This is a genomic window from Bradyrhizobium sp. USDA 327, assembly GCF_041262065.1.
GTDB lineage: Bacteria > Pseudomonadota > Alphaproteobacteria > Rhizobiales > Xanthobacteraceae > Bradyrhizobium > Bradyrhizobium liaoningense.
This window is the reverse complement of record NZ_JBGCCW010000001.1, coordinates 6,178,277-6,202,692: the sequence shown is the minus strand read 5'-3', so window position 1 is coordinate 6,202,692 and position 24,416 is coordinate 6,178,277. Positions and strand designations below refer to the sequence as shown.

Annotated in this window: 19 protein-coding genes; 9 read left to right on the top strand and 10 right to left on the bottom strand. The window is 64.7% G+C overall.

Annotation, left to right across the window (positions count from 1 at the left end; all coding sequences use genetic code 11):
• Positions 1-63: 63 nt before the first annotated feature.
• Positions 64-1,650: a winged helix-turn-helix domain-containing tetratricopeptide repeat protein gene (locus tag ABIA42_RS29340; RefSeq protein ID WP_370118641.1), complete on the bottom strand. Its 1,587-nt coding sequence runs from the start codon at positions 1,648-1,650 to the stop codon at positions 64-66.
• A gap of 150 nt (positions 1,651-1,800) precedes the next feature.
• On the opposite strand from ABIA42_RS29340, the gene ABIA42_RS29335 reads away from it, so the two are divergent.
• From ABIA42_RS29335 to ABIA42_RS29325, 3 genes are read left to right on the top strand one after another with little or no spacing between them, the layout of a single operon-like run.
• The gene (locus ABIA42_RS29335) at positions 1,801-2,718 is read left to right on the top strand and encodes a DUF1127 domain-containing protein (protein WP_370118644.1); all 918 of its coding nucleotides are present in this window, start codon (positions 1,801-1,803) and stop codon (positions 2,716-2,718) included.
• Between the two features lie 37 nt (positions 2,719-2,755).
• Positions 2,756-3,730 (top strand): Bug family tripartite tricarboxylate transporter substrate binding protein, encoded by a 975-nt coding sequence (locus ABIA42_RS29330; RefSeq protein ID WP_370118647.1) that lies wholly within the window; start codon positions 2,756-2,758, stop codon positions 3,728-3,730.
• Positions 3,731-3,755: 25 nt separating this feature from the next.
• Complete coding sequence (locus tag ABIA42_RS29325) at positions 3,756-4,772, top strand: methyltransferase (protein WP_370118650.1); 1,017 nt, start codon at positions 3,756-3,758, stop codon at positions 4,770-4,772.
• A 204-nt stretch (positions 4,773-4,976) separates the two neighbouring features.
• Here the strand turns inward: ABIA42_RS29325 and lepA are convergent, their stop codons facing one another.
• Positions 4,977-6,788, bottom strand: a complete 1,812-nt coding sequence (gene lepA / locus ABIA42_RS29320) for a translation elongation factor 4 (RefSeq protein WP_028178572.1) — start codon at positions 6,786-6,788, stop codon at positions 4,977-4,979.
• 114 nt (positions 6,789-6,902) lie between these two features.
• Between lepA and ABIA42_RS29315 the strand changes: the two genes are divergently transcribed.
• On the top strand, positions 6,903-8,528 hold the full coding sequence (locus ABIA42_RS29315; RefSeq protein WP_370118654.1) for a glycosyltransferase family 39 protein: 1,626 nt from the start codon (positions 6,903-6,905) through the stop codon (positions 8,526-8,528).
• A gap of 127 nt (positions 8,529-8,655) precedes the next feature.
• On the opposite strand, the gene ABIA42_RS29310 is transcribed toward ABIA42_RS29315, so the two are convergent.
• The 5 genes from ABIA42_RS29310 to ABIA42_RS29290 form a co-directional block, all read right to left on the bottom strand.
• The gene (locus ABIA42_RS29310; RefSeq protein ID WP_271531350.1) at positions 8,656-8,973 is read right to left on the bottom strand and encodes an HPr family phosphocarrier protein; all 318 of its coding nucleotides are present in this window, start codon (positions 8,971-8,973) and stop codon (positions 8,656-8,658) included.
• On the bottom strand, positions 8,970-9,371 hold the full coding sequence (locus ABIA42_RS29305) for a PTS sugar transporter subunit IIA (RefSeq protein WP_024339151.1): 402 nt from the start codon (positions 9,369-9,371) through the stop codon (positions 8,970-8,972). The genes ABIA42_RS29310 and ABIA42_RS29305 overlap by 4 nt, the downstream gene beginning before the upstream one ends.
• Positions 9,372-9,504: 133 nt before the next feature.
• Positions 9,505-10,029, bottom strand: a complete 525-nt coding sequence (locus tag ABIA42_RS29300) for an HPr kinase/phosphorylase (RefSeq protein WP_370118659.1) — start codon at positions 10,027-10,029, stop codon at positions 9,505-9,507.
• Positions 10,026-11,822 carry a stimulus-sensing domain-containing protein gene (locus ABIA42_RS29295; protein WP_370118662.1) on the bottom strand — a complete coding sequence of 599 codons (1,797 nt, stop codon included), beginning with the start codon at positions 11,820-11,822 and terminating at the stop codon, positions 10,026-10,028. Before ABIA42_RS29295 ends, ABIA42_RS29300 begins: the two co-directional genes overlap by 4 nt.
• A 117-nt stretch (positions 11,823-11,939) precedes the next feature.
• Positions 11,940-12,641 carry a response regulator transcription factor gene (locus ABIA42_RS29290; RefSeq protein WP_008542552.1) on the bottom strand — a complete coding sequence of 234 codons (702 nt, stop codon included), beginning with the start codon at positions 12,639-12,641 and terminating at the stop codon, positions 11,940-11,942.
• A 244-nt stretch (positions 12,642-12,885) separates the two neighbouring features.
• Here ABIA42_RS29290 and ABIA42_RS29285 point away from each other — a divergent pair, with 244 nt between their 5' ends.
• The 3 genes from ABIA42_RS29285 (at position 12,886) to ABIA42_RS29275 (ending at position 18,195) form a co-directional block, all read left to right on the top strand.
• Positions 12,886-13,635, top strand: a complete 750-nt coding sequence (locus tag ABIA42_RS29285; RefSeq protein WP_370123869.1) for a HugZ family protein — start codon at positions 12,886-12,888, stop codon at positions 13,633-13,635.
• A 64-nt stretch (positions 13,636-13,699) separates the two neighbouring features.
• Positions 13,700-16,294 (top strand): tetratricopeptide repeat protein, encoded by a 2,595-nt coding sequence (locus ABIA42_RS29280; protein WP_370118665.1) that lies wholly within the window; start codon positions 13,700-13,702, stop codon positions 16,292-16,294.
• A gap of 284 nt (positions 16,295-16,578) precedes the next feature.
• A complete protein-coding gene (locus tag ABIA42_RS29275; protein WP_370118668.1) occupies positions 16,579-18,195 on the top strand; it encodes a phosphoenolpyruvate carboxykinase in 1,617 nt (538 codons plus the stop codon).
• A 238-nt stretch (positions 18,196-18,433) separates the two neighbouring features.
• Here ABIA42_RS29275 and ABIA42_RS29270 read toward each other — a convergent pair whose 3' ends face one another.
• Positions 18,434-19,249, bottom strand: coding sequence for an acyl-CoA thioesterase II (locus ABIA42_RS29270; RefSeq protein ID WP_271531358.1), 816 nt, complete (start codon positions 19,247-19,249; stop codon positions 18,434-18,436).
• Between the two features lie 225 nt (positions 19,250-19,474).
• On the bottom strand, positions 19,475-21,991 hold the full coding sequence (locus ABIA42_RS29265; protein ID WP_370118671.1) for a glycogen/starch/alpha-glucan phosphorylase: 2,517 nt from the start codon (positions 21,989-21,991) through the stop codon (positions 19,475-19,477).
• Between the two features lie 204 nt (positions 21,992-22,195).
• Between ABIA42_RS29265 and ABIA42_RS29260 the strand changes: the two genes are divergently transcribed.
• On the top strand, positions 22,196-22,441 hold the full coding sequence (locus ABIA42_RS29260) for a hypothetical protein (RefSeq protein WP_370118673.1): 246 nt from the start codon (positions 22,196-22,198) through the stop codon (positions 22,439-22,441).
• 23 nt (positions 22,442-22,464) lie between these two features.
• Here ABIA42_RS29260 and ABIA42_RS29255 read toward each other — a convergent pair whose 3' ends face one another.
• Complete coding sequence (locus ABIA42_RS29255) at positions 22,465-23,328, bottom strand: LysR family transcriptional regulator (protein ID WP_370118676.1); 864 nt, start codon at positions 23,326-23,328, stop codon at positions 22,465-22,467.
• A 101-nt stretch (positions 23,329-23,429) separates the two neighbouring features.
• Here ABIA42_RS29255 and ABIA42_RS29250 point away from each other — a divergent pair, with 101 nt between their 5' ends.
• Positions 23,430-24,341, top strand: a complete 912-nt coding sequence (locus ABIA42_RS29250) for a DMT family transporter (protein ID WP_271531365.1) — start codon at positions 23,430-23,432, stop codon at positions 24,339-24,341.
• The last annotated feature ends 75 nt before the right edge of the window (positions 24,342-24,416 follow it).

Genomic DNA, 24,416 nt, shown 5'->3' with positions numbered 1-24,416 from the left:
GTTACCCGCCGACAATAAGCCTTCGGTAGCGAAAATGTAAGCCGCGAACATCGGTCCACCCCGTCACGGGGTGGCGGCGCCGTGCCTTTCCGGAAGGCCCGCTTGGCAGAGACCCTTCTCGAAGATCGCGAAGTCATCTGCCCGGCGAAACGGTGCCAGATTCCTGAGATTTTCACGAAGATCCGGATTGCATTGAAGCGCTTGCAGGAGGGGGCGTTGCGCTCGCTCATCCCGCCCGGCGAGTGCGTTGCCGGCTGCGGAAATGCAGGTCACGAGCAGAAAACTCGTCTGACCACGCAATGCGCTCTCGGCGCATGATACTGCCGCGTCATACCGGCCCGCCAGAAAATGCGCATACGCCATGGCGCCGTGCGCGTCGTAGTATATGGGCGGATCGAGCGGGCTGAGTCTCACGGCATGTGCGGAGTGCTCAAGGGCGAGATCAGGCTCTCCCCTCCAGACTCTCAACCAGGCACTGGTGGCCCAGCCCTGAGCGAAATTCGGGTTGTCAGCCAACGCCCGGTCCACGTAGGCTGCTGCGTCGTCGAACTCATGGGCTATGAAGGCGAGTGCATATCCACCCACGGACAGTGCGACCGGATCATTCGTCCCCAGTTCTACAGCCTTCCGGGCCAGCCGAGTGGCTTCCGCGATTTCCTTTGCCGGATCGCTGATCCAGCCATTCGCCTTGCGCCGGACATAGCACCAGGCGGCCATCGCGTAGCCACAAGCCAGCCGAGGGTCGAGTTCGGTCGCCTTGCAAAAAAGCTGCAGCGCATCGGTGTTCGCGTTGTTGGACCGACGGGATTTCGTCAGCCCTCGCAGATAATGGTCATACGCATCCAGATTCTCGGGCGGCTTCCGCCTTGCCCGCTTGATCTCCTCACGCTGCAGTTTCGGGGCGATTGCGCCGACGACGCAGGACGTCAGATTGTCCTGCAGATCGAACATGTCCTCGATCGGGCCCTCAAAGCGGTCTGCCCAGAGGTGCGTTCCAGTTTCGGCATCGATCAGCTGTCCCGCGATTCGAATGCGATTTCCGGCCTTGCGCACGCTGCCTTCAAGGACGTAGCGCACACCAAGCTCGCGGCCGACCTGTTTTACGTCAACGACCCGCCCCTTGTATGCAAAGCTCGAATTGCGTGCGATCACGAACAGCCAGCGAAAATGAGCGAGGGCCATCGTGATTTCCTCCACGATGCCATCTGCGAAATACTCCTGTTCCGGATCGGAGCTGAGGCTGACGAAAGGGAGCACGGCAATCGAGGGCTTATCGGGCAGTGGGAGGACCGCTGTCCTCGCGTCTGGCTGGAAGTGGGCGGCCGAAGAATCCGGCACCTGTCCTTCCCGAACGGCTGCGACGAAACGGAAGCCCTTGCGCGGGATGGTCTTGATCAGTCGCTGCGTTCCCCCGCAATCGCCGACCGCGGTGCGGGCGGCATTCATGCGGGTCGTAAGCGCAGCCTCGGACACGATGCGCCCTTTCCAGATCGCGTTGATGAGGTCGTCTTTGCTGACGACGCGCTGCCGGTTGCGGATCAAGTAATCGAGAATGTCGAAGACCTGTGGCGCAACGGAAACGACATCAGCGCCGCGACGCAGCTCGCGCCGATCTGTGTCGAACACGTGTTCATCAAAGAGATAGCGCAAGTTGCTACTCCGCCGGATGACGCCGCCTCCGCAACGATTGGGCCATAAAATAAGCCGCCGGTAAGGAAAATGTAAGCCGCACGTCAAGCGTGTCCGGCGAAGTCCTGACAGCCTGTCACCAGGAGAGTGATTGCCGAGGGGAAATCGCCGATGAGCGCCATCTACGGCTCTGCACGGATGCGACGGACTGCCACATCCCTGCAGCAAGCCATCAGCCTGTTCCTGCAATTCCGGACCGCATTGCGGGAGCGCCGCGCGCGGCAGAGGGTGCGAGCCGCCCTTGGTGCCCTCAGCGATCGGGAACTGATGGATATCGGCATGACGCGCGGCGAGATTGACTACGTTGCCTCGCAACGAAGCATTGCAAGGCCGCACCGTTCGACACTCCGATCCATTGGCGATGCGCTTCAGATCCTGTTGCTCGTCAATCTGTTCAGCTTGATTTCTGTAGATCGCACCGAGGCTCAATGCACTGCGCAGGATGTTCTGCGCAGAGGCTTGGCGGCCAAGGGAGCTCCGCCGGGTCAAAAAGCGATGATTCCGGTCAGCTCCGCCGCAGATGTCCTGGTGTGGAAGACGATCCGGATGGGGACATTCACGGATACTCTTGCGCTTCGGAACGCGTTGAGCGCGATCGGGTGCGGGGTCGGAAACTCGGCGGCTGAGATATTGGCTCGACCGGCCTTTACGCTGAACCACGGGCAGGCGGAGGTTGCGCTTGTCGCCGTGTCGGTTGCCGAGCTCGGTTTTCAAGACGCCGCTTCGCTGCGGGAGATCTATCTGCGTGCACAAGAGCTCGGTTTCGCCCTTGCGCCCGCTGAAATCGCGCCGCAGCTGAGACTTCAATATTTGGACCAGCCGATCGGTGAGTTTCTCACTATTGGCATGGAGCCCATCAGGACATGGGCGGGTGAAGCCACACTTCTCACCGTGGCGAATGGCGGAGCAGGCCTCATCCTGATCGGTCAGGACGGCCGCGATGATGCGCAGATATCTGTGATGTCCCGTTTTGTGTTCGTGCGACCCCACACAGCCCCAGCTGTGGAAGCCGCCGCGATGGAGAGATAGTTCGCCGTCTATTCGGGCTGGGTCAGGGAGACAGTCGATGATCACACGTCGCGACGTGTTGTCGGCGGCCGCTGCCGCGCTTTCCGCCACGCAACTTGTGCCGCGGGCGCTCGCACAACCGATCGGGAGAACCGTGCATATCCTGACGGGATTCACGCCTGGGCTGCAGGACGGGTTGGCGCGGCTCGTGGCCGGCCAGATGGGCGGGTATGCCGACACCATCGTGGTCGAGAGCCGGCCGGGCGCAGCCGGTCGCATCGCGGTGGAGGCGGTGAAGAACGCCGACGCGGATGGATCGGCTATTCTGTTCGCGCCGCTCGGCTTCATGATGTTCTTTCCGCACGTCTACAAGACGCTGAGATACCAGCCGCGGGATTTCACGCCAGTGTCGACTGTCGCCTCGACCCCGACCTTGCTGACGGTCGGTCCCAAGGTGCCGGCCGACGTCAAGACGCTGGCGGATTTCGTGGCCTGGTGCCGCGCCAATCCGAAGCAAGCCACCTTTGGCACGCCGGGCGCCGGTACCACCTTGCATTTTCTCGGTGCGATGCTGGGCCGCACCGCCGGCTTCGACTTTCTTCACGTGCCCTATCAGGGCGGTGGCGCGATTCAGGATCTGGTCAAGGGCGTGATTGCTGCGACCGTCATGCCGATCGGCAGCTCGCTCGGGCTCGTCCAGTCCGGTGATCTCCGCGCGCTGGCGACCACCGGGCCGCGCCGCTGCCCGTTTGTTCCGGCGGTGCCGACGGTGCGGGAGGCCGGATATCCGTCGCTCGAGGACCTCACATGGTTTGCGTTTTTCGTTCCGGCCAAGACACCGGCGCCGATCGTCGATAAGCTCAACGCCGCGATCCAGGCGGCCTTGCGCACCGACGAAGTCAAGGCCGGCATGGCAAAGCTGGCCGTCGAGCCCGACGCGATCGCCATGGAAGACTTCGCCAGGCTGATCGCATCCGAATCCGACCGGTGGAAGGCGATCGTGGAGGCAACGGGGTTCGTCCCGACCGATTGAACCCGGCATTGACAGGAGGCAACACATGAGCGGGCCGGCATCCGTACATGATCTCGTGCAGTCGCATCGCATCACCGCGGTGATCTATGCCGCGGCCAAGCTCAATCTCGCCGAGGCCATCGGCGATGAGGCGAAATCGGTGGCCGAGCTCGCCGGGCTGGTGTCCGCCGACGAAAATGCGCTGCGCAGGCTGCTCGTCGGCCTGACGACAATTGGTCTGTGCAGGCAGGCCGACTGGGATCGGTTTGCCATGACCGAGCTCGGCCGGCAGCTCGACGAGACCGCCAACCCGTCCTTCAAGGATTGGGTTCTCTTCGAGGGCGAGATGCTCGCGCAAGCCTGGAGCGGACTGGTCGAGTCGGTTCGTTCCGGGAAGAGCGCGGGTGAGTTGCGCGGCGATGGCGACGATCGCTATGCCGCCACAAGCAATGCGCCGGAGTTCACCCGCCGGTTCAACGCTGCGATGGTCAACCTCACGCGGACCCTCGTTCCAAAGATCGTTGTGGCGCACGACTTCACGGTTGCACGCGTTGTCATGGATGTCGGCGGCGGTACCGGCGAATTGATCGGCGGCCTGCTCCAGCACAATCCGCATCTTGAGGGCATCGCCTTCGATCTGGCGCGCTGCGAGGCAGGAGCGCAGGCGCATTTTGATCGGCTTGGCATTGCCGATCGCTGCCGGTTCGTCGCCGGTAGTTTCTTCGAGAAGGTCCCGGGCGGTGCCGACACGATCCTGATGAAGAGCATCCTGCACAATTGGAAAGATGATCGTTGCGAGGTCATTCTGCGGAACTGCCGGGACGCGCTGCCGGCCAGCGGAACGTTGATCGTGATCGAGCGGATCATGCCGGAGCTTGCCACGACCGAGCCCCAGGATCGCTCCTGCGCCATGAGCGATCTTAATATGCTGAGGGGACCTGGCGGCCGCGAGCGGACGGAAGCCGAGTACCGCAGGCTCGGCGTCCTGGCCGGCTTCGCCTTCGCCGGAACCAGCAATATTGGCTCGTTCAGCCTCGTCCAATTCAGAAAGGTTGGAGACTGACTGCCGCGTGGCTTCCTAGCCCGCCGGTCGCTTCAGCTGCGATCATGCCATTATGCCGGTGTTTTGCCCGACGCTTCAAGTGCAATTTCGTAAAAACAAAAAATGCAATTCTTATAAGCCCCTTGCTACTGTGCATGGGGTTGTTTTCGCATTTTTTGTTGAGGCGGGGCTCGCGCGGGCAGAGGGAAGCGGGCGACGGCGCCTTCAGCTATCCACCTTCAGCGCGGCGATGAAGGCCTCCTGCGGGATGTCGACCTTGCCGAACTGCCGCATCTTCTTCTTGCCTTCCTTCTGCTTCTCCAGAAGCTTGCGCTTGCGCGTGATGTCGCCGCCGTAGCATTTTGCGGTGACGTCCTTGCGCAGTGCGCGCACCGTCTCGCGGGCGATCACCTTGCCGCCGATCGCCGCCTGGATCGGGATCTGGAACATGTGCGGCGGGATCAGCTCCTTCATCTTCTCGACCATGGCGCGGCCGCGCCCCTCGGCACGGGTGCGGTGGACCAGCATCGAGAGCGCGTCGACCGGCTCGCCATTGACCAGGATCTGCATCTTGACGAGATCGGCCGGCTTGTAGTCGGTCAGGTGATAGTCGAACGAGGCGTAGCCCTTGGAGACCGACTTCAGCCGGTCGTAGAAGTCGAACACGACCTCGTTGAGCGGCAGGTCGTATTTCACCATGGCGCGGGAGCCGACATAGGTGAGCTCCTTCTGCGCGCCGCGGCGGTCCTGGCACAGCTTCAGCACGCTGCCGAGATATTCGTCGGGCGTCAGGATCGTCGCCTCGATCCAGGGCTCCTGGATCTCGGCGATCTTGACCACGTCGGGCATGTCGACGGGATTGTGGATCTCGAGCTCGCTGCCGTCGGTGAGCTTCATCTTGTAGATGACGCTCGGCGCGGTCGCGATCAGGTTCAGGTCGAACTCGCGCGACAGCCGCTCCTGGATGATCTCGAGGTGCAATAGGCCAAGGAAGCCGCAGCGGAAGCCGAAGCCGAGCGCGGCCGATGTCTCCATCTCGAACGAGAAGCTGGCGTCGTTGAGGCGCAGCTTGCCCATCGCGGCGCGCAGCGTTTCGAAGTCGTCGGCGTCGACCGGGAACAGGCCGCAGAACACCACGGGGATCGCGGGCTTGAAGCCCGGCAGCATCTCCGTGACCGGCTTCCTGTCGTCGGTGATGGTGTCGCCGACGCGGGTGTCGGCGACTTCCTTGATCGCGGCGGTGATGAAGCCGATCTCGCCGGGGCCGAGCTCGTCGACCTGCGTCATCTTCGGCGTGAAGAAGCCGACGCGCTCGACGTCGTAGGCCGCGCCCGTGCCCATCATGCGCACGCGCTGGCCCTTCTTCATGGTGCCGTCGACGATGCGCACCAAGACGACGACGCCGAGATAGACGTCGTACCAGCTGTCGACCAGCAGCGCCTTCAGCGTGGCGTCGCGATCGCCCTTCGGCGGCGGCAGGCGGGTGACGATGGCCTCCAGCACATCGGGAACGCCGAGGCCGGTCTTGGCCGAGATCATCACCGCATCCGAAGCGTCGATGCCGATGACGTCCTCGATCTGCTGCTTGACCTTCTCGGGCTCGGCGGCGGGCAGGTCGACCTTGTTCAGGACCGGGACGATCTCGTGATTGTTGTCGAGCGCCTGGTAGACGTTGGCGAGCGTCTGCGCCTCGACGCCCTGGCTGGCGTCGACCACCAGGAGGGAACCCTCGCACGCCGCCAGCGACCGCGAGACTTCGTAGGCGAAGTCGACATGGCCGGGCGTGTCCATCAGGTTGAAGATGTAATCCTTGCCGTCCTTGGCCCGGTACTGAAGGCGCACCGTCTGCGCCTTGATGGTGATGCCGCGCTCGCGCTCGATGTCCATGGAATCGAGCACCTGCTCCTTGCCCGCCATCTCGCGGTCGGAAAGGCCGCCGGTCATCTGGATCAGGCGGTCGGCCAGCGTCGATTTGCCATGGTCGATATGGGCGACGATGGAGAAATTGCGGATGTTGGAAATGGGGACGGTCGTCATGGGCGCGGGATACCACTCACATCCCCGTGCGGCAACCATATTGCTGTATTTTCAGGGCCTTTCTTCACGCCAAGCTGATTCCACGGCAGGCCAAAACGCGCTACGCAACGGCCCATGTCCACCACCTCGATCCCATCCGCCAGAGCGCGGGCGAAGACCCGCTTGAGTTACAACCGCTTCCGGGCCTGGCTGGTTGCCTGCGCGGTCCGTCCCGAGGCGCGCCTGTGGCTGGTGATCCAGCTCGCCATCCTGCATGCGGTGCTCTGGACCTTCATCCTGATCAATATCAAGGCGGCGCAGGACGTTCACATGGACGTCGCAGAAGCCTATGGCTGGGGCCAGAAATTCCTCTGGGGTTATGGCAAGCACCCGCCGTTGTCGGGCTGGGTGGCCGGCCTGTGGTTCAAGGTGTTCCCGGCGGCGGACTGGGCGACCTATGCGCTCGCTATGGCGACGGTGAGCGTCGGCATGGTGATCTGCTGGCTCGTGAGCTTGCGCGTGGTGGATGCGCGACGCGCGTTCCTCGTCGTGGTGATGATCGCACTCTACCCGATCTTCAATTTCAAGGGCTTCAAGTACAACCCGGACCTGCTCCAGCTCGTCACGCTGCCGCTCCTGGTGCTCGCTTATCTCAACTCATTCGAGAAGCGGACCTGGCAATCCGGAATCTTGCTCGGCCTTGCCGGCGCGCTGGCGCTGATGACCAAATATTGGGTGCTGACCATGATCGGCGCCATCGGCCTCGCCGCGCTGATCCATCCCGACCGGTTGCGATTCCTGTCGTCGCCCGCGCCATGGGTGGCGATCGCGACCATGGTCGTGGCGATGATCCCGCACATCGTCTGGCTGGCGGACGCGCATTTCGTGCCGCTGACCTATGCCGGCGACACCTACAGCCTCCAGGACAGCGGTCAGGTGCATCAGCTCGTCGCCGGCTATGTGCTGCATAATTTCGGGTTGCTGGCATTGCCGGTTGCGCTCGCGGCGCTGGCCATGGCGCTGGTGCCGCCGTGGATCAAGTTGCTGCTGCGCGACCCCTCGCGCATCGTCACGCGCGCCTGGGCACGCGGCGTCAATCCCGGCGTCAATCTTTCGCAGGCGCTGAACGTCTGGATGATCCAGATCATCGTCGCCTTCGGCCCGCCGCTCGGCGCCCTGGTCTTCAGCATCTACATGAAGACCGATTGGGGCATCTCGCTGTTCTTCCTGGTCCCGCTCGCGCTGGTCGCGATTCCTGCGTTGCGGGTGCAGAGCGCCGTGCTGTTCAACATCGCCGCGATCTGGCTCGTGCTCAGCGCTGCGACGCTCGCCGCTTCGCCCTGGATCGCCGCGCGCGAGATGGCGGCCAATGCCGGCAACACCGCGACCTATGGCGCGCGCTCGGAGCTGGCGCGCGAGCTGACCCAGGCCTGGCACGCGCGCTTCGCTTCGCGCTGGGCCGTCGTCGCGGGAACGATGGAAACGATTCAGCCGATGGTGTTCTACAGCCCCGATCACCCCAGCCCGTTCACGCCCAACGAAGCCTGGGCTTCCGGGCTGACCTCGCTCGACGACATCAAGAGATACGGCTTCATCGGCGTGTTCGATGCGACCGACGAACGCCTGCCCAAGTTCGAGAAATGGATGTCCGAGACCGCGCCGAACGCCGAGCGCATCGTGATGACGACGCGCCGCTTCACCCACGGGAGGGCGGGCCCGTCGGTGACCTGGAACATCTACATCGCAGCGCCTGGGAAGTGATCGCGGCGTTGTCGGTCTCGTAGGGTGGGCAAAGGCGCGAAGCGCCGTGCCCACCATCTCTCGGTAATCGCGATGGAAGATGTGGGCGCGCTTCGCTTTGCCCACCCTACGGCACCGAGCGCGTGGCTCAGATCCCTTCCTCGTTGAACTTGCTCTCGACGAGTTCGGTGATCGCCGCGAGCGCGGCTTCGGCATCCGTGCCGGCGGCGGATACCGTGATCGTCGTGCCGGGACCGGCGGCGAGCATCATCAGGCCCATGATCGAGGTGCCGCCGACGGTCTCGCCGCCGCGCGTCACCCACACCTGCGCGTCGAAGCGCTCGACCGCCTGGACGAATTTCGCGGAGGCGCGGGCGTGCAGGCCGCGCTTGTTGATGATCAGGAGATCCTTGGAGATCGCGCCCGCGGGCACGCCTGTCCCCGCTTGTGACGCCTCCCCGCTCATTTGCCGGCGAGCACGCGGCTGGCGATGGTGACGTATTTGCGGCCCGCTTCCTGAGCCATCGCGATCGCGTCGGGCAGCGAACGCTCCTCGCGCACCTTGGCGAGCTTCACCAGCATGGGAAGGTTGATGCCCGCGAGCACTTCGACCTTGGGCCGGCTCATGCAGGATATTGCAAGGTTGGATGGCGTGCCGCCGAACATGTCGGTGAGGATCGCAACGCCGTCGCCGGAATCGACGCGATTGACCGCCTCGATGATGTCGCTTCGGCAGAGATCGGAATCGTCTTCGGCACCGATCGTGATCGCTTCGATTTGCTTTTGTGGACCCATGACATGCTCAAGCGCTGCCTTGAATTCGTCGGCAAGGCGCCCGTGGGTCACAAGTACTAGACCAATCATCGGAAAACTCCTCGCGGGCGCTTTTGGTGCACCGCACGAACGCGCCACTTTGACCATCCAGAGCCCCCGCGCAAGAGGGGATGTTGCGTATCTCCCTGAATATAGACGGATGGATAATGGGAGCTGCGCCGGTCTATTCGGTCGCGATACTGGGGTTCATATGGTTACAATTTCCCTTCGAACAATCGCCGGTAGGGTTAACGGAAGATGAACTCTTGGTAGTGGTCAAGGCCGCAACAACCAGGAGGAGGGGCGAATGGTCGCGGCCGACCGGGACTCGCGGTATTTCGACACCAAAAATGCTGGTTTTCAACGATTCCGCCGCAGGCAGGCGCTCCGCGTCCGCCGCGTCCAGATCGACCACGAGACCGACGGTCGCATGCTCCACGAAGTCGCAGCGACGGATTCCCAAGCCCCGGATCTCGATCAGGCCAGCCAAGACCGGCGCGGGCCGCACCTCAATTTCATGGCCGACTGTCGCCAGATGGACACGGTCATCGCCGACCAGAACGGCCCTTTCGACCACGCCCGAGCGTCCCGCCATGATCAAATCAAAGGCAAGGCGCGACTTGCCGGAGCCCGAGGGTCCGCGGATCAGCACCGCCAGAGATCCGACCTTGACGGCGGAGGCGTGAACGCTGGGCCCGCCGTCGCTCATAGGGCCGGCAGCCTGACCACGAAGCGCGCGCCGGCAACCGTCGGAGCCCCTTCGGCATCCAGCGGGCCAGGACGGTTCTCCGCCCAGATGCGTCCGCCATGGGCGTCGATGATCTGCTTGGAGATCGACAGGCCGAGGCCGGAGTTCTGGCCGAAACCCTGATGCGGACGGTCGGTGTAGAAGCGCTCGAAGATGCGCTCCAGCGCGTCGGCGCGAATGCCGGGGCCGTCGTCGTCGACCACGATCTCGATCTCGCCGCGGACGCGGCGGCAGGTGAGACGCACCTTGCTGCCGGCTTCCGAGAACGACTGCGCGTTGGAGAGCAGGTTTGAGACCACCTGCCCGAGCCGTGAATCGTGGCCGCTCACGGCGAAGGTATCGGTCGGGCTGCGGCCCTCGAAGCGCATCTCGACCGCGACGTCGTGGCCGAGCTTGGTTTCATTGGCGACCGATACGAGCGTCGTCAGCAGGCGCCGCAGGTCGACCGGGATCGCATCCTGGCGCTGCAATTCGGCGTCGAGGCGGCTGGCGTCGGAGATGTCGGAGATCAGCCGGTCCAGCCGCTTGACGTCGTGCTCGATCACCTCGAGCAGGCGCGCGCGGCTGGTCTCGTTGCGCGCCAGCGGCAGCGTCTCGACCGCCGAGCGCAGCGAAGTCAGCGGGTTCTTCAATTCATGGGCGACGTCGGCGGCGAACATCTCGATCGCCTCGATGCGGCTGTAGAGCGCGCTGGTCATGTCGCGCAGCGCGCCGGAGAGATGGCCGATCTCGTCGCGGCGGCGCGTGAAGTCGGGAATTTCGATGCGGGCCTTGATGCGGCGGCGGACGCGCTCGGCGCTGTCGGCGAGCCGGCGCACGGGCCCGGCGATCGTGCTCGCGAGCAGCAGCGACAGCATGATCATGACGGCGGCGGCGACGCCGCCGACCTTCAGGATGGCGAGGCGCTCGGCGGTGACCATCTGGTCGATGTCGTCGCCTTGCGTCGACAGCATCAGCGCACCGTGGATCGCGCGCGAGCGCAGCACCGGGACAGCGACCGACACGATCACTTCGCCGCGCGCATTGACCCGCACCATCGAGCGTTTCTGGCCCTGCAGCGCGTCGCCCACCTCCGCATAGCCATTGCCGTTCTCGGGCCCGAGCTCGCGATAGAGCGGCAGGTCGCCGCGGTTCAGCCAGGTGCGCACCGCGACCATGCCGCGCTCGACGAAACCGGGCTTCTCGGCCGGAGGCGGCAGATCGAAGCGCAGCACGTTTTCCAAGTTGCGGCTGTCGAGCAGCAGGCTGCCGTTCGGATCGTAGATGCGGGCGCGCGTCTTGGTCGGCGAGATCAGCGTGCGCAGCACCGGTGCCACGCGCTCCGGATTGATCGGGAAGTCCAGCGGCGAATACTCGTCCGAGCCGCCATAGGTCTCGCCCGGCTTGAGGTCGAGCAGCCGGTCGGGGTCGATGGTGATGGCGTTGGTCTGCACGGTCGCGGAGGCCGCGATCGCGCCGGCGATGATCTCGGCCTGCACCAAAAGGCTCTGCGCGCGCGCGTCGATCAGCCCGGCGCGGAATTGCGACAGGTACAGGATGCTCGCCACCAGCGCGACGAGGCCGGCGAGGTTGAGCGAGACGATGCGCCGGGTCAGGCTCGAGAAGGACAGCGCGAAGAAGAACTGCCCGGCGCGCTTCAGCCAGTTCAGCGGTCGCCAGCCCTGCGGCTTTTCATCAGTGACGTGCTCCGGAACGCCGTTGGATGCAAGATCCCCGGCGCTCTGGTCTGAGTCAGGCTGCGTTCGGTCAAGCAATGCTCACGCCCGCGTTAGGACAGCTCGTGCGAAGGTCCCCGCATCCTAGAGCGATCCTGGTCCCGATGGAACGAGAACCGGAGATGACATCGATCTTCGTGAAGGGCGCCCGCCGCCTCAGGCTTCCTTGAAACGGTAGCCGACGCCGTAAAGCGTCTCGATCATCTCGAACTCATTGTCGACCACCTTGAACTTCTTGCGCAGCCGCTTGATGTGGCTGTCGATGGTGCGGTCGTCGACATAGACCTGGTCGTCGTAAGCGGCGTCCATCAGCGCGTTGCGGCTCTTCACCACGCCGGGCCGGGTCGCGAGCGCCTGCAGGATCAGGAATTCGGTGACGGTCAGCGTCACCGGCTCGTTCTTCCAGGTGCAGGTGTGGCGTTCCGGGTCCATGCGCAGCAGGCCGCGGTCGAGCGCCTTGGCGTCGTTCTCCTTCGGCGCGACGGTCGGGTCCTTCGGCGCAGAGCGGCGCAGCACCGCCTTGACGCGCTCGACCAGCAGGCGCTGCGAGAACGGTTTGCGGATAAAGTCGTCGGCGCCCATCTTGAGGCCGAACAGCTCGTCGATCTCCTCGTCCTTGGAGGTGAGGAAGATCACCGGCAGGTCGGATTTCTGCCGCAGGCGGCGCAGCGTCTCCATGCCGTCCATGCGCGGCATCTTGATGTCGAGGATGGCGAGATCGGGCTGGGTGGTGCGGAAACCGTCGAGCGCGGAGGCGCCGTCGGTGTAAGTCATGATGCGGTAGCCTTCGGCTTCCAGCGCGATCGAGACGGATGTGAGAATGTTGCGGTCGTCGTCGACCAAAGCGATTGTGGGCATGAGCCTCTGCTTTCTGCTTTCCGTTTGGGTCGTGGCTTGAAACGGCGAGCAATCCAGTGATGCGCCGCATACATACATGGGTGCCGAAGTGGCGTTCGAACCTTGTCACCGAGCAATGCAAGCTGGGCTGAAGTGTGACCAAGTTCCACGAAACACGGCAGATTCGCCGCATCTCGACCCATAACCGGGCTCTCGTTTACCCGAAAGAAGGCCCTCCATGCAACCACCTGACCAGAGAAAGCCGATGCAGCCGACTCCCGATTTCGACCCCGGAAAGCTCGCCAAATCGCTGCTGCGGCGGTCCCGGCAGGGGGCCCTGGCGACGCTGATGACCGGCAGCGGCGATCCCTATTGTTCCCTGGTCAATCTCGCCAGCCACCCCGATGGCTCGCCGATCCTGCTGATCTCGCGCCTGGCCGTGCACACCCGGAACATCCTCGCCGACAGCCGGGTCTCGCTGATGCTGGACGAGCGCGTGGCCGGCGATCCCCTGGAAGGCGCCCGGATCATGCTCTCCGGCCGGGCGGAGGAGGCCGAAGCCGACAAGGCTCTGCTGCAGCGACGGTATCTCAGTGCCCATCCATCGGCGGAGGGCTTTGTTTCGTTCAAGGATTTCTCCTTCTTCCGGATCCGTCCCACGGGGACCCATCTGGTCGCCGGCTTCGGCCGGATCGTCGACCTCAGGCCCGATCAGTTTCTCACGGATCTCACCGGCGCCGAGGACCTGCTGGCGGCGGAAGAGGGCGCCGTCGGGCACATGAATGCCGACCATCGCGACACCATGAACCTCTACGCAACGCAGCTCCTCGGTGCCGCCGAGGGCGACTGGCGCTGCACCGGCTGCGACCCTGAGGGCCTCGACATGCAGGACGGCCAGACCACACTGCGGCTGGACTTCCCGGAGCGGGTCACGGACGGCACGGCGCTGCGCAAGATGCTGGTTCGCCTCGCCGGCGAAGCGCGCATGAAGATGGACCAGAGCGCAACGACTTGAACGCCGCGACCCGTCGCTGCGACCCATGACCGTGATGGTATTCGGGCTCGCAACGAGAGGGGTCATGACGCGTCATTGTATGGCATCGGCCGCGGGTCTGGCGCTCGCGATCATCACGTTGCTTGCCACCCCGGCCCTCGCCCAGAAGGGCGATCTCGCCGCACAGGGGGCGCGGATCAACGCACTCAATCAGGCCGGCAAATATACCGAAGCGTTGCCCCTGGCGCAGGCCATGGTCGCGAGCCTGGAGAAGGCCAACGACGGTCGCGAGCTGTCCGCCGCGCTCAACAATCTCGGCCAGGTCCATGCCGGCCAGGGCCGCGACGATCTGGCCGAGCCGGTCTACAAGCGCGCCATCGCGCTGATGGAGAAGTCGCTCGGCCTCGACACCGGCTTGATCGCGCCCGAGCTGAACAATCTCGCCGCGCTGTATCAACGGCAGGGCCGCTTCACTGAAGCCGAGCCGCTGTTCAAGCGCGCGCTCGCGGTCAGCGAAAAGAGCCTGTCGCGCGAGCATCCCGATGTCGGCCGAGCTCTGAACAATCTCGCCACGCTTTATGTGAAGCAGGAGCGCTTTGCCGAGGCCGAGCCGCTGTTCCGGCGTGCGCTCGCGATCTATCAGAAAGCAGCCGGGCCCGAGCATCCCGCGGTCGCGACCGTCCTGAACAACATCGGTCAGGTCGATCGCGACCTCAATCGCGACGCCGATGCCGAAGCTCCGATCAAGCGCTCGCTCGCGATCCGCGAAAAGGTGCTGGGGCCGGAACACCCCGACGTCGCGCGCTCGCTCAACAATCTCGCCGGGCTCTACCAGCACCAGAAGCGCTATGCCGAGGCCGAGCCGCTTTATCGTCGCGCCCTGGCGATCCGCGAGCGTGCACTCGGACCGGATCATCCCGATGTCGCGACTTCTGCGGGCAATCTCGCCAATTTCCTTCAGGCGATGGGACGGACTGCGGACGCTCTGCCATTCGCGCAGAAGACGCTCGTCGCCAATCGTGCCCAGCTGCGCGTGGTGCTGCCGATCCTGTTCGCTGCCCGGCAGCAATCGCTGCTGACGAACGACAGGGCGCTCGATGACGCGCTCGGTGCGATCCAGCGCGGCACGCAATCGTCCGCCGCCTCCGCCGTGAACAAGCTCGCAGTGCGGCTAGCCGCCGGCAGCGACCGGCTCGCCGAGCTCGTGCGCAAGGATCAGGATCTTGCGGCCGAATCCGACGCGCTCGACAAGGCGATCGTCGCTGCGGTGTCGAAGCCGCCCGCGCAGCGCGACGTTGCGGCCGAGCAGCGCAGCCGCGCGCGGATCGCGGCGATCGCGAGCGCGCGCAACGGATTGCAGAAGACGCTCGCCGTCGAGTTTCCCGACTATGCCTCGCTCTCCAACCCGCTGCCGCTGACGGTGAAGGAGATCCAGCCGCTGCTCTCCGCCGACGAGGCGATGGTGATCTATTCCGTCGTCGACAGTCAGAGCTATGTCGTCGCGATCACGCGCGAGGGCGTCGACTGGAAGGAGGTTTCTCTCGGAGCGGATGCGCTGGCGCAGAAGGTGGCCGCCTTCCGCAGGGGCCTGGATGTCGGCAAGGCGCATGATGCCTCCGGCAAATCGGGACTGTTCGATCTTGCGCTCGCGAACGAGCTCTATGCCGCGCTGCTCGGCCCGGTCGAGGCGCTGACGAAGGACAAGCGCAACCTGCTGGTCGTGCCGTCGGCCGCGCTGACCGCATTGCCGTTTCATCTGCTGGTCACGGAGAAGCCGCAAGCGGCGATCCCGGACAGGCCCGAAGGCTATCGCGATGCCGCCTGGCTGCTGCGGCGCCAGGCCGTCTCGGTGCTGCCGTCGGTGATCAGCCTGAAATCGCTGCGCGCCTTTGCCCGCAGGGACCACGGCATCAAGCCGATGACCGGTTTCGGCGATCCCGTGTTCAATCCTGCAGCCGAAGGTCCTGCCGACCGGCGCGCCGCGAGCGGCGAGATCGCCGCGCGCAGCATCGCGACGATGGCCTATGCCGAGTTCTGGCGCGGCGCAGGCGTCGATCGCGCGCGGCTGGCGCAGGCGCTGCCGCAGCTGCCCGACACCGCCGACGAGTTGAATGCGGTGGCGAGGGACGTCGGTGCCGCCGCGGCCGATATCCATCTCGGACGCGATGCCAGCGAAACGACGCTGAAGCGTGCAGCGCTTGCCCAATACGGCATCATCTACTTTGCCACCCACGGCCTCGTTGCCGGCGACGTCAAGGGACTGGGCGAGCCCTCGCTTGCACTCTCCATTCCGGATCAGCCGTCGGAGCTCGACGACGGTCTTCTCACCGCGAGCGAAGTGGCCCAGCTCAAGCTCAACGCCGATTGGGTGGTGCTGTCGGCCTGCAACACCATCGCGGGCGACAAGCCCGGCGCCGAGGCGCTGTCGGGATTGGCGCGCTCGTTCTTCTACGCAGGTGCCCGCGCGCTGCTGGTTTCGCATTGGGCCGTGGATTCGGAAGCTGCCACCCGCCTGACCACATCGACGTTCGCGCTGCTCAAGAACGAACCAAGGCTCGGTCGCGCCGAAGCCTTGCGCCGTGCGATGTTAGCCTATCTCGACGACGCCTCATCGCCGCGCAATGCCTATCCCGCGATGTGGGGGCCGTTCGCACTGATCGGCGAAGGTGAGGTCAGGTAAGATTGCGCTGCGGCGATTGTGCATCGCAATAACCCCGGGTAACGCGCAAACGCGCATTTGGTTGCGCGATCATTCGTACTTTTTCGCCGCGGCTGCTCAGAGCTGACATGCGCGACGTTTGGCGCGATCCTTGAATAAACCAAATCCTGCGGGATCAGCTTGGCAAGGCGAGCGTTCATGATTATTAGGTCGTTCAGCCGAGGCCGAACGGCCCATTGATCAAGATGACCGCGGGCGCCAAACTTGGTCGCGCTGAGTGTCGCGGGTTCTAGGAGGATTCTTTCGTGCAAGAGACGGGCGTGCGCAACGGTGCCTTCGGCGCCGACAAATTCGGCTTAAAGAATCTCAAGCAGGTGCACTGGAATCTCGGTGCGCCGCAACTCTATCAATACTCGCTCGCAGCGGGTGAGGCGGTGCTCTCCGCTGACGGTGCGCTCTGCGCCGACACGGGCGAGTTCACCGGCCGCAGCCCGAAGGACAAGTTCACGGTCCGTGACGCCACCACCGACAAGAAGATGTGGTGGACCGGCAACCAGTCGATCACCGCGGAGCAGTTCGAAACGCTCTATCAGGACTTCCTCAAGCACGCCGAAGGCAAGAAGCTGTTTGCGCAGGATCTCTACGGTGGTGCCGATCCGGCCTACCGGATCAAGACGCGCGTCTTCACCGAGCTCGCCTGGCACTCGCTGTTCATCCGCACGCTGTTGATCCGCCCCGAGGCGATCGAGCTGTCGACTTTCGTGCCGGAGCTCACCATCATCGACATGCCGAGCTTCCGCGCCGATCCTAAACGCCACGGCGTGCGCTCGGAGAACGTGGTCGCGATCGATTTCACCCGCAAGATCGTCCTGATCGGCGGGTCTTATTATGCCGGCGAGATGAAGAAGTCGGTCTTCACCACGCTGAACTACTATCTGCCCGAGCGCGGCGTGATGCCGATGCACTGCTCGGCCAATGTCGGCGCCAAGGGCGACACCGCGATCTTCTTCGGCCTGTCGGGCACCGGCAAGACCACGCTGTCGGCCGATCCCAACCGCACGCTGATCGGCGACGACGAGCACGGCTGGGGCCCGAACGGCGTCTTCAATTTCGAGGGCGGCTGCTACGCCAAGTGCATCAAGCTCTCGAAGGAGGCCGAGCCGGAGATCTATGCGGCCTCGACCCGCTTCGGCGCGGTGCTCGAGAACTGCGTGCTCGACGAAGACACCCGCGTGGTCGATTTCGACGACGGCTCCAAGACCGAGAACACGCGGTCGGCGTACCCGCTCGAGTTCATCCCGAACGCCTCGCGCACCGGCCGCGCGCCGCAGCCGAAGAACGTGGTGATGCTCGCCGCCGACGCCTTCGGCGTGCTTCCTCCGATCGCAAAGCTGTCGCCGGCGCAGGCGATGTATCACTTCCTCTCCGGCTACACCGCCAAGGTCGCCGGCACCGAGCGCGGCCTCGGCAACGAGCCGCAGCCCGAATTCTCCACCTGCTTCGGATCGCCCTTCCTGCCGCTCGACCCCTCGGTCTACGGCAACATGCTGCGCGACCTCATCGCCCAGCACAACGTCGACTGCTGGCTGGTCAACACCGGCTGGACCGGCGGCAAATACGGCGTCGGCTCGCGCATGCCGATCAAGGTGACGCGCGCGCTGCTCACCGCCGCGCTCGACGGAAGCTTGCGCAACGTCGAATTCCGCACCGACAGATATTTCGGCTTCGCGGTCCCGACCGCGCTGCCGGGCGTGCCGAGCGAGATCCTCAACCCGGTCAACACGTGGAAGGACAAGGACGAGTTCGACAAGACCGCCCGTGCCCTGGTCGGCATGTTCCAGAAGAACTTTGCCAAGTTCGAAGCCCAGGTCGACGCCGAGGTGCGCGCCGCCGCGCCGGATGTGAAGCTCGCGGCGGAGTAAGCTCGCATAATTTGAGATTGCAAAAGGGCGGCCGTGAGGCCGCCCTTTTTGTTTATGGGCACTTGCGCGAACCACACACTCAGTGTCGTCCCCGCGTACGCGGGGACCCATACCGCGTGATCTATCGAGGGAGTGCAGTGCAAGTGCCGGCGAAGAAAGGGTCACTATGAGTCTTCGCCAAATTACTCTCTGTGGTTATGGGTCCCCGCGTTCGCGGGGACGACATCGGTGCGAGACCTCAGGCCTTGAAATACGCGATCTGCGTCGTGGTCGCGAGCAGCCTGCCGTTCGGCGACCACAGCTCGGCGTTCTGGTCGGCGTAGCTCTTGTGCATGATCTTCGAATCGGCCGTCGCGAGCACGCGCGTGATGTCTTCAGTCGCGAGCTCTGCGCTGTCGGTGTGGAAATAGGTCGTCAGCGACACCGTGCCGAACGGCACCAGCTCGCGGCGCGCGTGGAAGATGCGGCCGAAGAAGGCATCGGACATCGACGTCAGCGACAGCATGTCGAGCTTGCGCGGCGTACGGTCGCTGATCCAGATCTTCGAGTAGGTGCTGGCGGGCTCGGCCTGCTGCGGGCCGATCCGCATCTCGCCCTCGACGAAGCGGAACTCGTACTGGTTGGCCCAGGACGCCGAGATTTTCGGAAACGGCATCGTCTCTTCGAACGGCTTTGCATCCGGGTATTGCGCCACGCGGTGCTCCCAGGACGGCCGCCGCTCGGCGAACACCGCGGTCGCGAGCGTTGCGACCTCGCCGCCGCCCTGGCTGAGCTCGACGCTCCAATGCTGGCTGGAGCGATTGGCCTTCACCAGCCGCACGTCGAGATCGAACGGACCCCTCGCGATCGGCGCGCAGTAATTGACGGTCAGCGCCAGCGGATCGCCGGCGGCTTGCGGATGCTCGATCAGCGCGCGCAAAATGGTCGCGGCGGTGGCGCCGCCGAACGGGCCGACGAAGGCCCAGTAATCGTCGCTGGTGTGTCCCTGCCAGCTGGAGTCGCCGGCGGTGACGCGGGTGGCATCGTCGAACGGGTGCGGGAGCTTGGCGTGCATTGGAGTCCTCGGTGTCTCCCCACCGTCATTGCGAGCGCTGCGAAGCAATCCGGACTGCCTCCGCGGAAAGAAACTGGACTGCTTCGCTGCGCTCGCAATGACGGCGTTTGAGGTTGCGGCGTCGATAGTGCCGACCCCGCTCTGGGGATGATGACAATCATATCATCATCCGCCCTGCGAGATGCAATAACCTCGCAGGTAACGCCGATTTCACGCCGCGGAAAATCAACCTGCGGCGTTGCGCAGATCCGGCAGCACCGGCGTGGTCGGGTTGACCGGCACGTTCCAGATTTCCTCGGCGTATTCGCGGATGGTGCGGTCGGAGGAGAACCAGGCCATGCGCGCGACGTTGAGGATGGAGGCGCGTGTCCATGCCGACGAGACCAGCCAGCGCGCGTCGACCGCGCGCTGCGCCTCGTAGTAGGAATCGAAATCGGCGCTGACCATGTAATGGTCGAGATAGCGCAGCGCATGCGCGATGGATTCGAAGCGGCCGGGCTCGCCGGGCGAGAACTCGCCGGCGCCGATCGCGTTGATGGCGCGCTGCAGCTTCGGCGAATTGCGGATCACGTCGGAGGCGTCGAGCCCCTGCTTGCGCCGGATCATCACGTCGCCGGCCTCCATGCCGAAGATCGCGATGTTCTCAGCTCCGACATGGTCGCGGATCTCGATATTGGCGCCGTCGAGCGTGCCGATGGTGATGGCGCCGTTGAGCGCCAGCTTCATATTGCCGGTGCCCGAGGCTTCCATGCCGGCGGTGGAGATCTGCTCGGAGAGATCGGCCGCGGGAATGATCACCTCGGCGAGGCTGACATTGTAGTCGGGCAGGAACACGACCTTGAGCTTGCCGTCGATCGCGGGATCGTTGTTGACGATTTCGGCGACGTCGTTGATCAGCTTGATGATCAGCTTGGCGTAGCGATAGCTCGCCGCCGCCTTGCCGGCGAAGATCTTCACCCGCGGCACCCAATTGCCGCTGGGGTCGTCCTTGATCGCCTGGTACAGCGCGACCGTCTCGATGACGTTGAGCAGCTGGCGCTTGTACTCGTGGATGCGCTTGATCTGCACGTCGAACAGCGCGCCCGGATCGACCTTGATGCCGAGCCGCTCGCCGATCAGGCGCGCCAGGGCCGTCTTGTTGTGGTGCTTGACGCTGCGGAATGCCTTCTGGAACTCGACGTCGCTGGCGCGCGCCTCGATCAGGCTGAGCTGGGTGGGGTCGTCGAGCACGGCATCGCCGCAGGTCTCGCGCAACAGGTCGGTCAGCTTCGGGTTCGCCAGCATCAGCCAGCGGCGGAAGGTGATGCCGTTTGTCTTGTTGGTGATACGGCCGGGATAGAGATGGTTGAGATCGTGGAACACGGTCTCGCGCATCAGGTCGGAATGCATCGCCGAGACGCCGTTGATGCGGTGCGAGCCGACGAAGGCGAGCTGGCCCATGCGCACCCGGCGGCCGCTCTTCTCGTCGATCAGCGAGACCGAGGCGCGGAAGTCGATGTCGCCGGGGCAACGCGCCTCCGCAAGGGCCAGATGCTGCACGTTGATCCGGTAGATGATCTCCAGATGCCGCGGCAACAGCCGTTCGAACAGCTCGACCGGCCAGGTCTCCAGCGCCTCGGGCAGCAGCGTGTGGTTGGTGTAGGAGAGGGTGGCGACCGTGATCTTCCAGGCCTCGTCCCAGCGGAAATTGTGGAGGTCGACGAGGATCCGCATCAGCTCGGTGACGGCAAGGCTCGGATGGGTGTCGTTGAGCTGCACCGCGACCTTGCCTGCGAGGCTGCGCAGCTGGCCGTCGGAGGCGAGATGCCGTTTCACCAGGTCCTGGAGCGAGGCCGACACGAAGAAATATTCCTGGCGCAGCCGCAGCTCGCGGCCCGCCGGGCTTTCGTCGTTCGGATAGAGGAACTTGCAAATCGCCTCCGCCCGCGCCTGCTCGGCGTTGGCGCTGACATAATCGCCCTTGTTGAAGGCATCGAGCTTCAACGGATCGGGCGAGCGCGCCGACCACAGGCGCAGCGCATTGACGTGATGGCCGCGCCAGCCGACGATCGGCGTGTCATAGGCGATCGCCTGCACGGTCTCACCCGGATGCCAGATCGCGCGGTCGCGGCCCTTGTCCTCGACATGCTCGACGCCGCCGCCGAAATTGACGTCGTAGATCACCTCGGGCCGCTGCAGTTCCCAGGGGTTGCCGAAGCTCAGCCATTCATCGGGATATTCCTGCTGCCAGCCCTGATTGATGATCTGGCGGAACAGGCCGTAATCGTAGCGGATGCCGTAGCCGATCGCGGGAATCGAGAGCGTCGCCATGCTCTCCATGAAGCAGGCGGCGAGGCGGCCGAGGCCGCCATTGCCGAGCGCGGCGTCCGGCTCGCATTTGCGCAACTCCGGCAGCGAGACGCCGAGATCGCCGAGTGCGACCTCGAAGATCTTCAGCAGCCCCATGTTGTTGAGCGCGTCGGTGAACAGGCGGCCGATCAGGAATTCGAGCGAGAGATAATAGACCCGCTTGCGTCCCGCATCGTAGCTGTGCTTCTCGGCTGTCAGCCAGCGATGCACGATGCGGTCGCGCAGCGCCAGCGCCGCGGCCTGGTACCAGTCGTGTTTCGTCGCCATGCCCGCGTCCTTGCCGATGGCAAGACGCAGCTTTGCCAGGATCGCGCCCTTGATCTCAGCCAGCGCGAGTTCGTCGATGGGCTGTCCGGGGGCCGGAAAACTGGGTTGGAACGATGAATCCTGCAAAGCCGTCACTTCCTGGGTCGAAAGAACTCTTACCAATCTACGCGTCCTGCCCTTGCACCGGAACTGTCGCCCGTGCGCGCGTGCACTGCGCTGGCGCAAATTTATGCAAGGAACGGGCCGAGTTGGGAACCCGGGCGAGCACGGAGAAACCGGGATTCGGTGCTAGATAACGAAAGATTCAGCCATCAGTGTGGAGGAGACCCCATGAGACTGCTGACGCGAGTGCCGATCGAAATCGCCGCTGCGGCCCTGCTCGTCGCCTGCATCAGCGCCTCCGGCGCGGCCTTTGCCGCCGGCAAATCCGGTCGCAGCGCCGACGGTCTCAGTTGCGGATTCACGGTCCCGCAGAATGCGTCGCCCGCAGCCCGCTGCGCTGCGATCAAGCGCCAATGCGGCGGCAAGTTCTACGCAAATGCGTGCGGCGACAAGCTGCTGTCCGCGGCCAATTGAGAGACGCCGGAGGACCAGCGAACTCAAGCCGCCTTGGTCTGCACCGTGTCGCAAAACTCCGCGAGACGATCGGCAAGCCGCAGCGTTGCCGGGCTCGCATCCGGCGAAGCCATCAGTGCGAGCTCGGTCTTGTTGATCGGCGCAAAGCCCTCCTTCGCCGTCAGCACGCGGTGCTCGGACTGGATCGACATCTCCGACAGGATACTCAAGCCCATGCCGGCGGCGACGGCGGCCTGGATGCCGGCGAGATTCGATGACGTATAGGCGGTGTGCCAGGCGCGGCCAGCGCTTTCCAGCGCGTGGATGGCGCCAGCACGATAGATGCAGCCGAGCGGAAAGCCGATCAGCGGCACCGACGACACGTTGACGTCGACCGGATGGCTCTTGCTGGTGACCCAGTGCACCCGCTCGGGCCACACCGCGATCGCGTCCTTTCCGCCGGCCTCGCGCTTGTAGAGCGCAAGATCGAGCTCGCCGCGTTCGAGATCGCGGGCCAGGTGCTTGCTCTGGTCGGCGCGCACGTCGAGCCGCAGGCCCGGATGCGAGCGCGAGAACGCACCCAACAATTTGGGCAGCCGGTACGCCGCGAAATCCTCGGGGATGCCGAGCCGGATCGCGCCTTCGCTATCAGGCTGGCGCAGCACGTCCCGCGCCTCCTCGGCGAGCGAGAGCAATCGGCGCGCATAGGAGAGCAGCCGCTCGCCGGCCTCGGTCGGCCGCACGTCCTTGCCGTCGCGGTGCAGCAGCAGCTGGCCGACATCCTCCTCCAGCCGCTTGATCTGCTGGCTCACGGTCGACTGCGTGCGGTGGACGCGGGCGCCGGCGCGGGTGAAGCCGCCGGCCTCGACCACCGAGACGAAGCTGCGCAGGAGCTCCAGATCGAGCATGGGCGGCATCCATTCGAAATTCAACTGGCGTGGAGTTAATCATTTAATTTCCAAATGACAAGCCGCCTCTCTAGATCGAGGGCATTCTGGAGAATGCCCTCATGTCGCTCGCCACCTCGCTTCCCGCGCCCCGCAGCCGCTTCAACACGTTGCCGTTCGCCATCGGCCTGTTCTGCCTGCTCTGGAGTTACGCCTTCATCGCCGGCAAGATCGGCGTTACCCATTGCCCGCCGCTGATCCTGCTCGCCGCGCGTTTCTCGCTCGCCGGCATCTTGATCCTGGGCGCCACGCTGATCCGCAGCGACGGCTGGTCATTGTCCTGGCGCGACGCCGCCATCTTCGCCGTGCTCGGCATCGCCAACAACGCGCTCTATCTCAGCCTCGGCTATACCGGGCTGCAATCGGTCTCCGCCGGCCTCGGCGGCCTGATCGTCTCGGCCAATCCGGTGTTCACGGCGGCGCTCGCCGCGATGCTGCTCGGCGAAGGCATGACCTGGCGCAAGGCGAGCGGCCTCCTGCTCGGCGTGATCGGCGTGACGGCGATCGTCTGGCACCGCCTGTCGGTAGGCACCGATTCCCTGCAGGGCATCGTCTTCACGCTGGCCTCGCTGGCCTCGCTCGTGGCCGGCACCATCCTGTTCAAGCTGCTGGCGCCGAAGGGGTCGTTGTGGATCGGCAACGGCGTGCAGAACCTCGCCGCCGGCATCGTGCTCGCGCCGGTCGCGCTCACCTTCGCCGATATCCATGCGATCGACTATACGCCGAGCCTGATCGGCGCCTTCGCGTTCCTGGTGCTCGGCGGCTCGATCCTCGCCTATTGGCTCTGGTTTCATCTGCTGAAGGTGTGCGGCGCCACCGCCGCCAGCGCCTATCATTTCCTGATGCCGCCGCTCGGCATGCTGTTCGCGTTCCTCGTGCTCGGCGAGCACGTCGAGGCGCGGGACCTGCTCGGCATCATTCCGGTCGCGCTCGGGATCTATCTGGTGACGCGGCCGGCGAAGGCGGCGTCGTGAGCCCGGTCTTCGTCATGGCCGGGCTTGACCCGGCCATCCACGTCTTCGTTGCCGTGCGCAAGAACGTGGATGCCC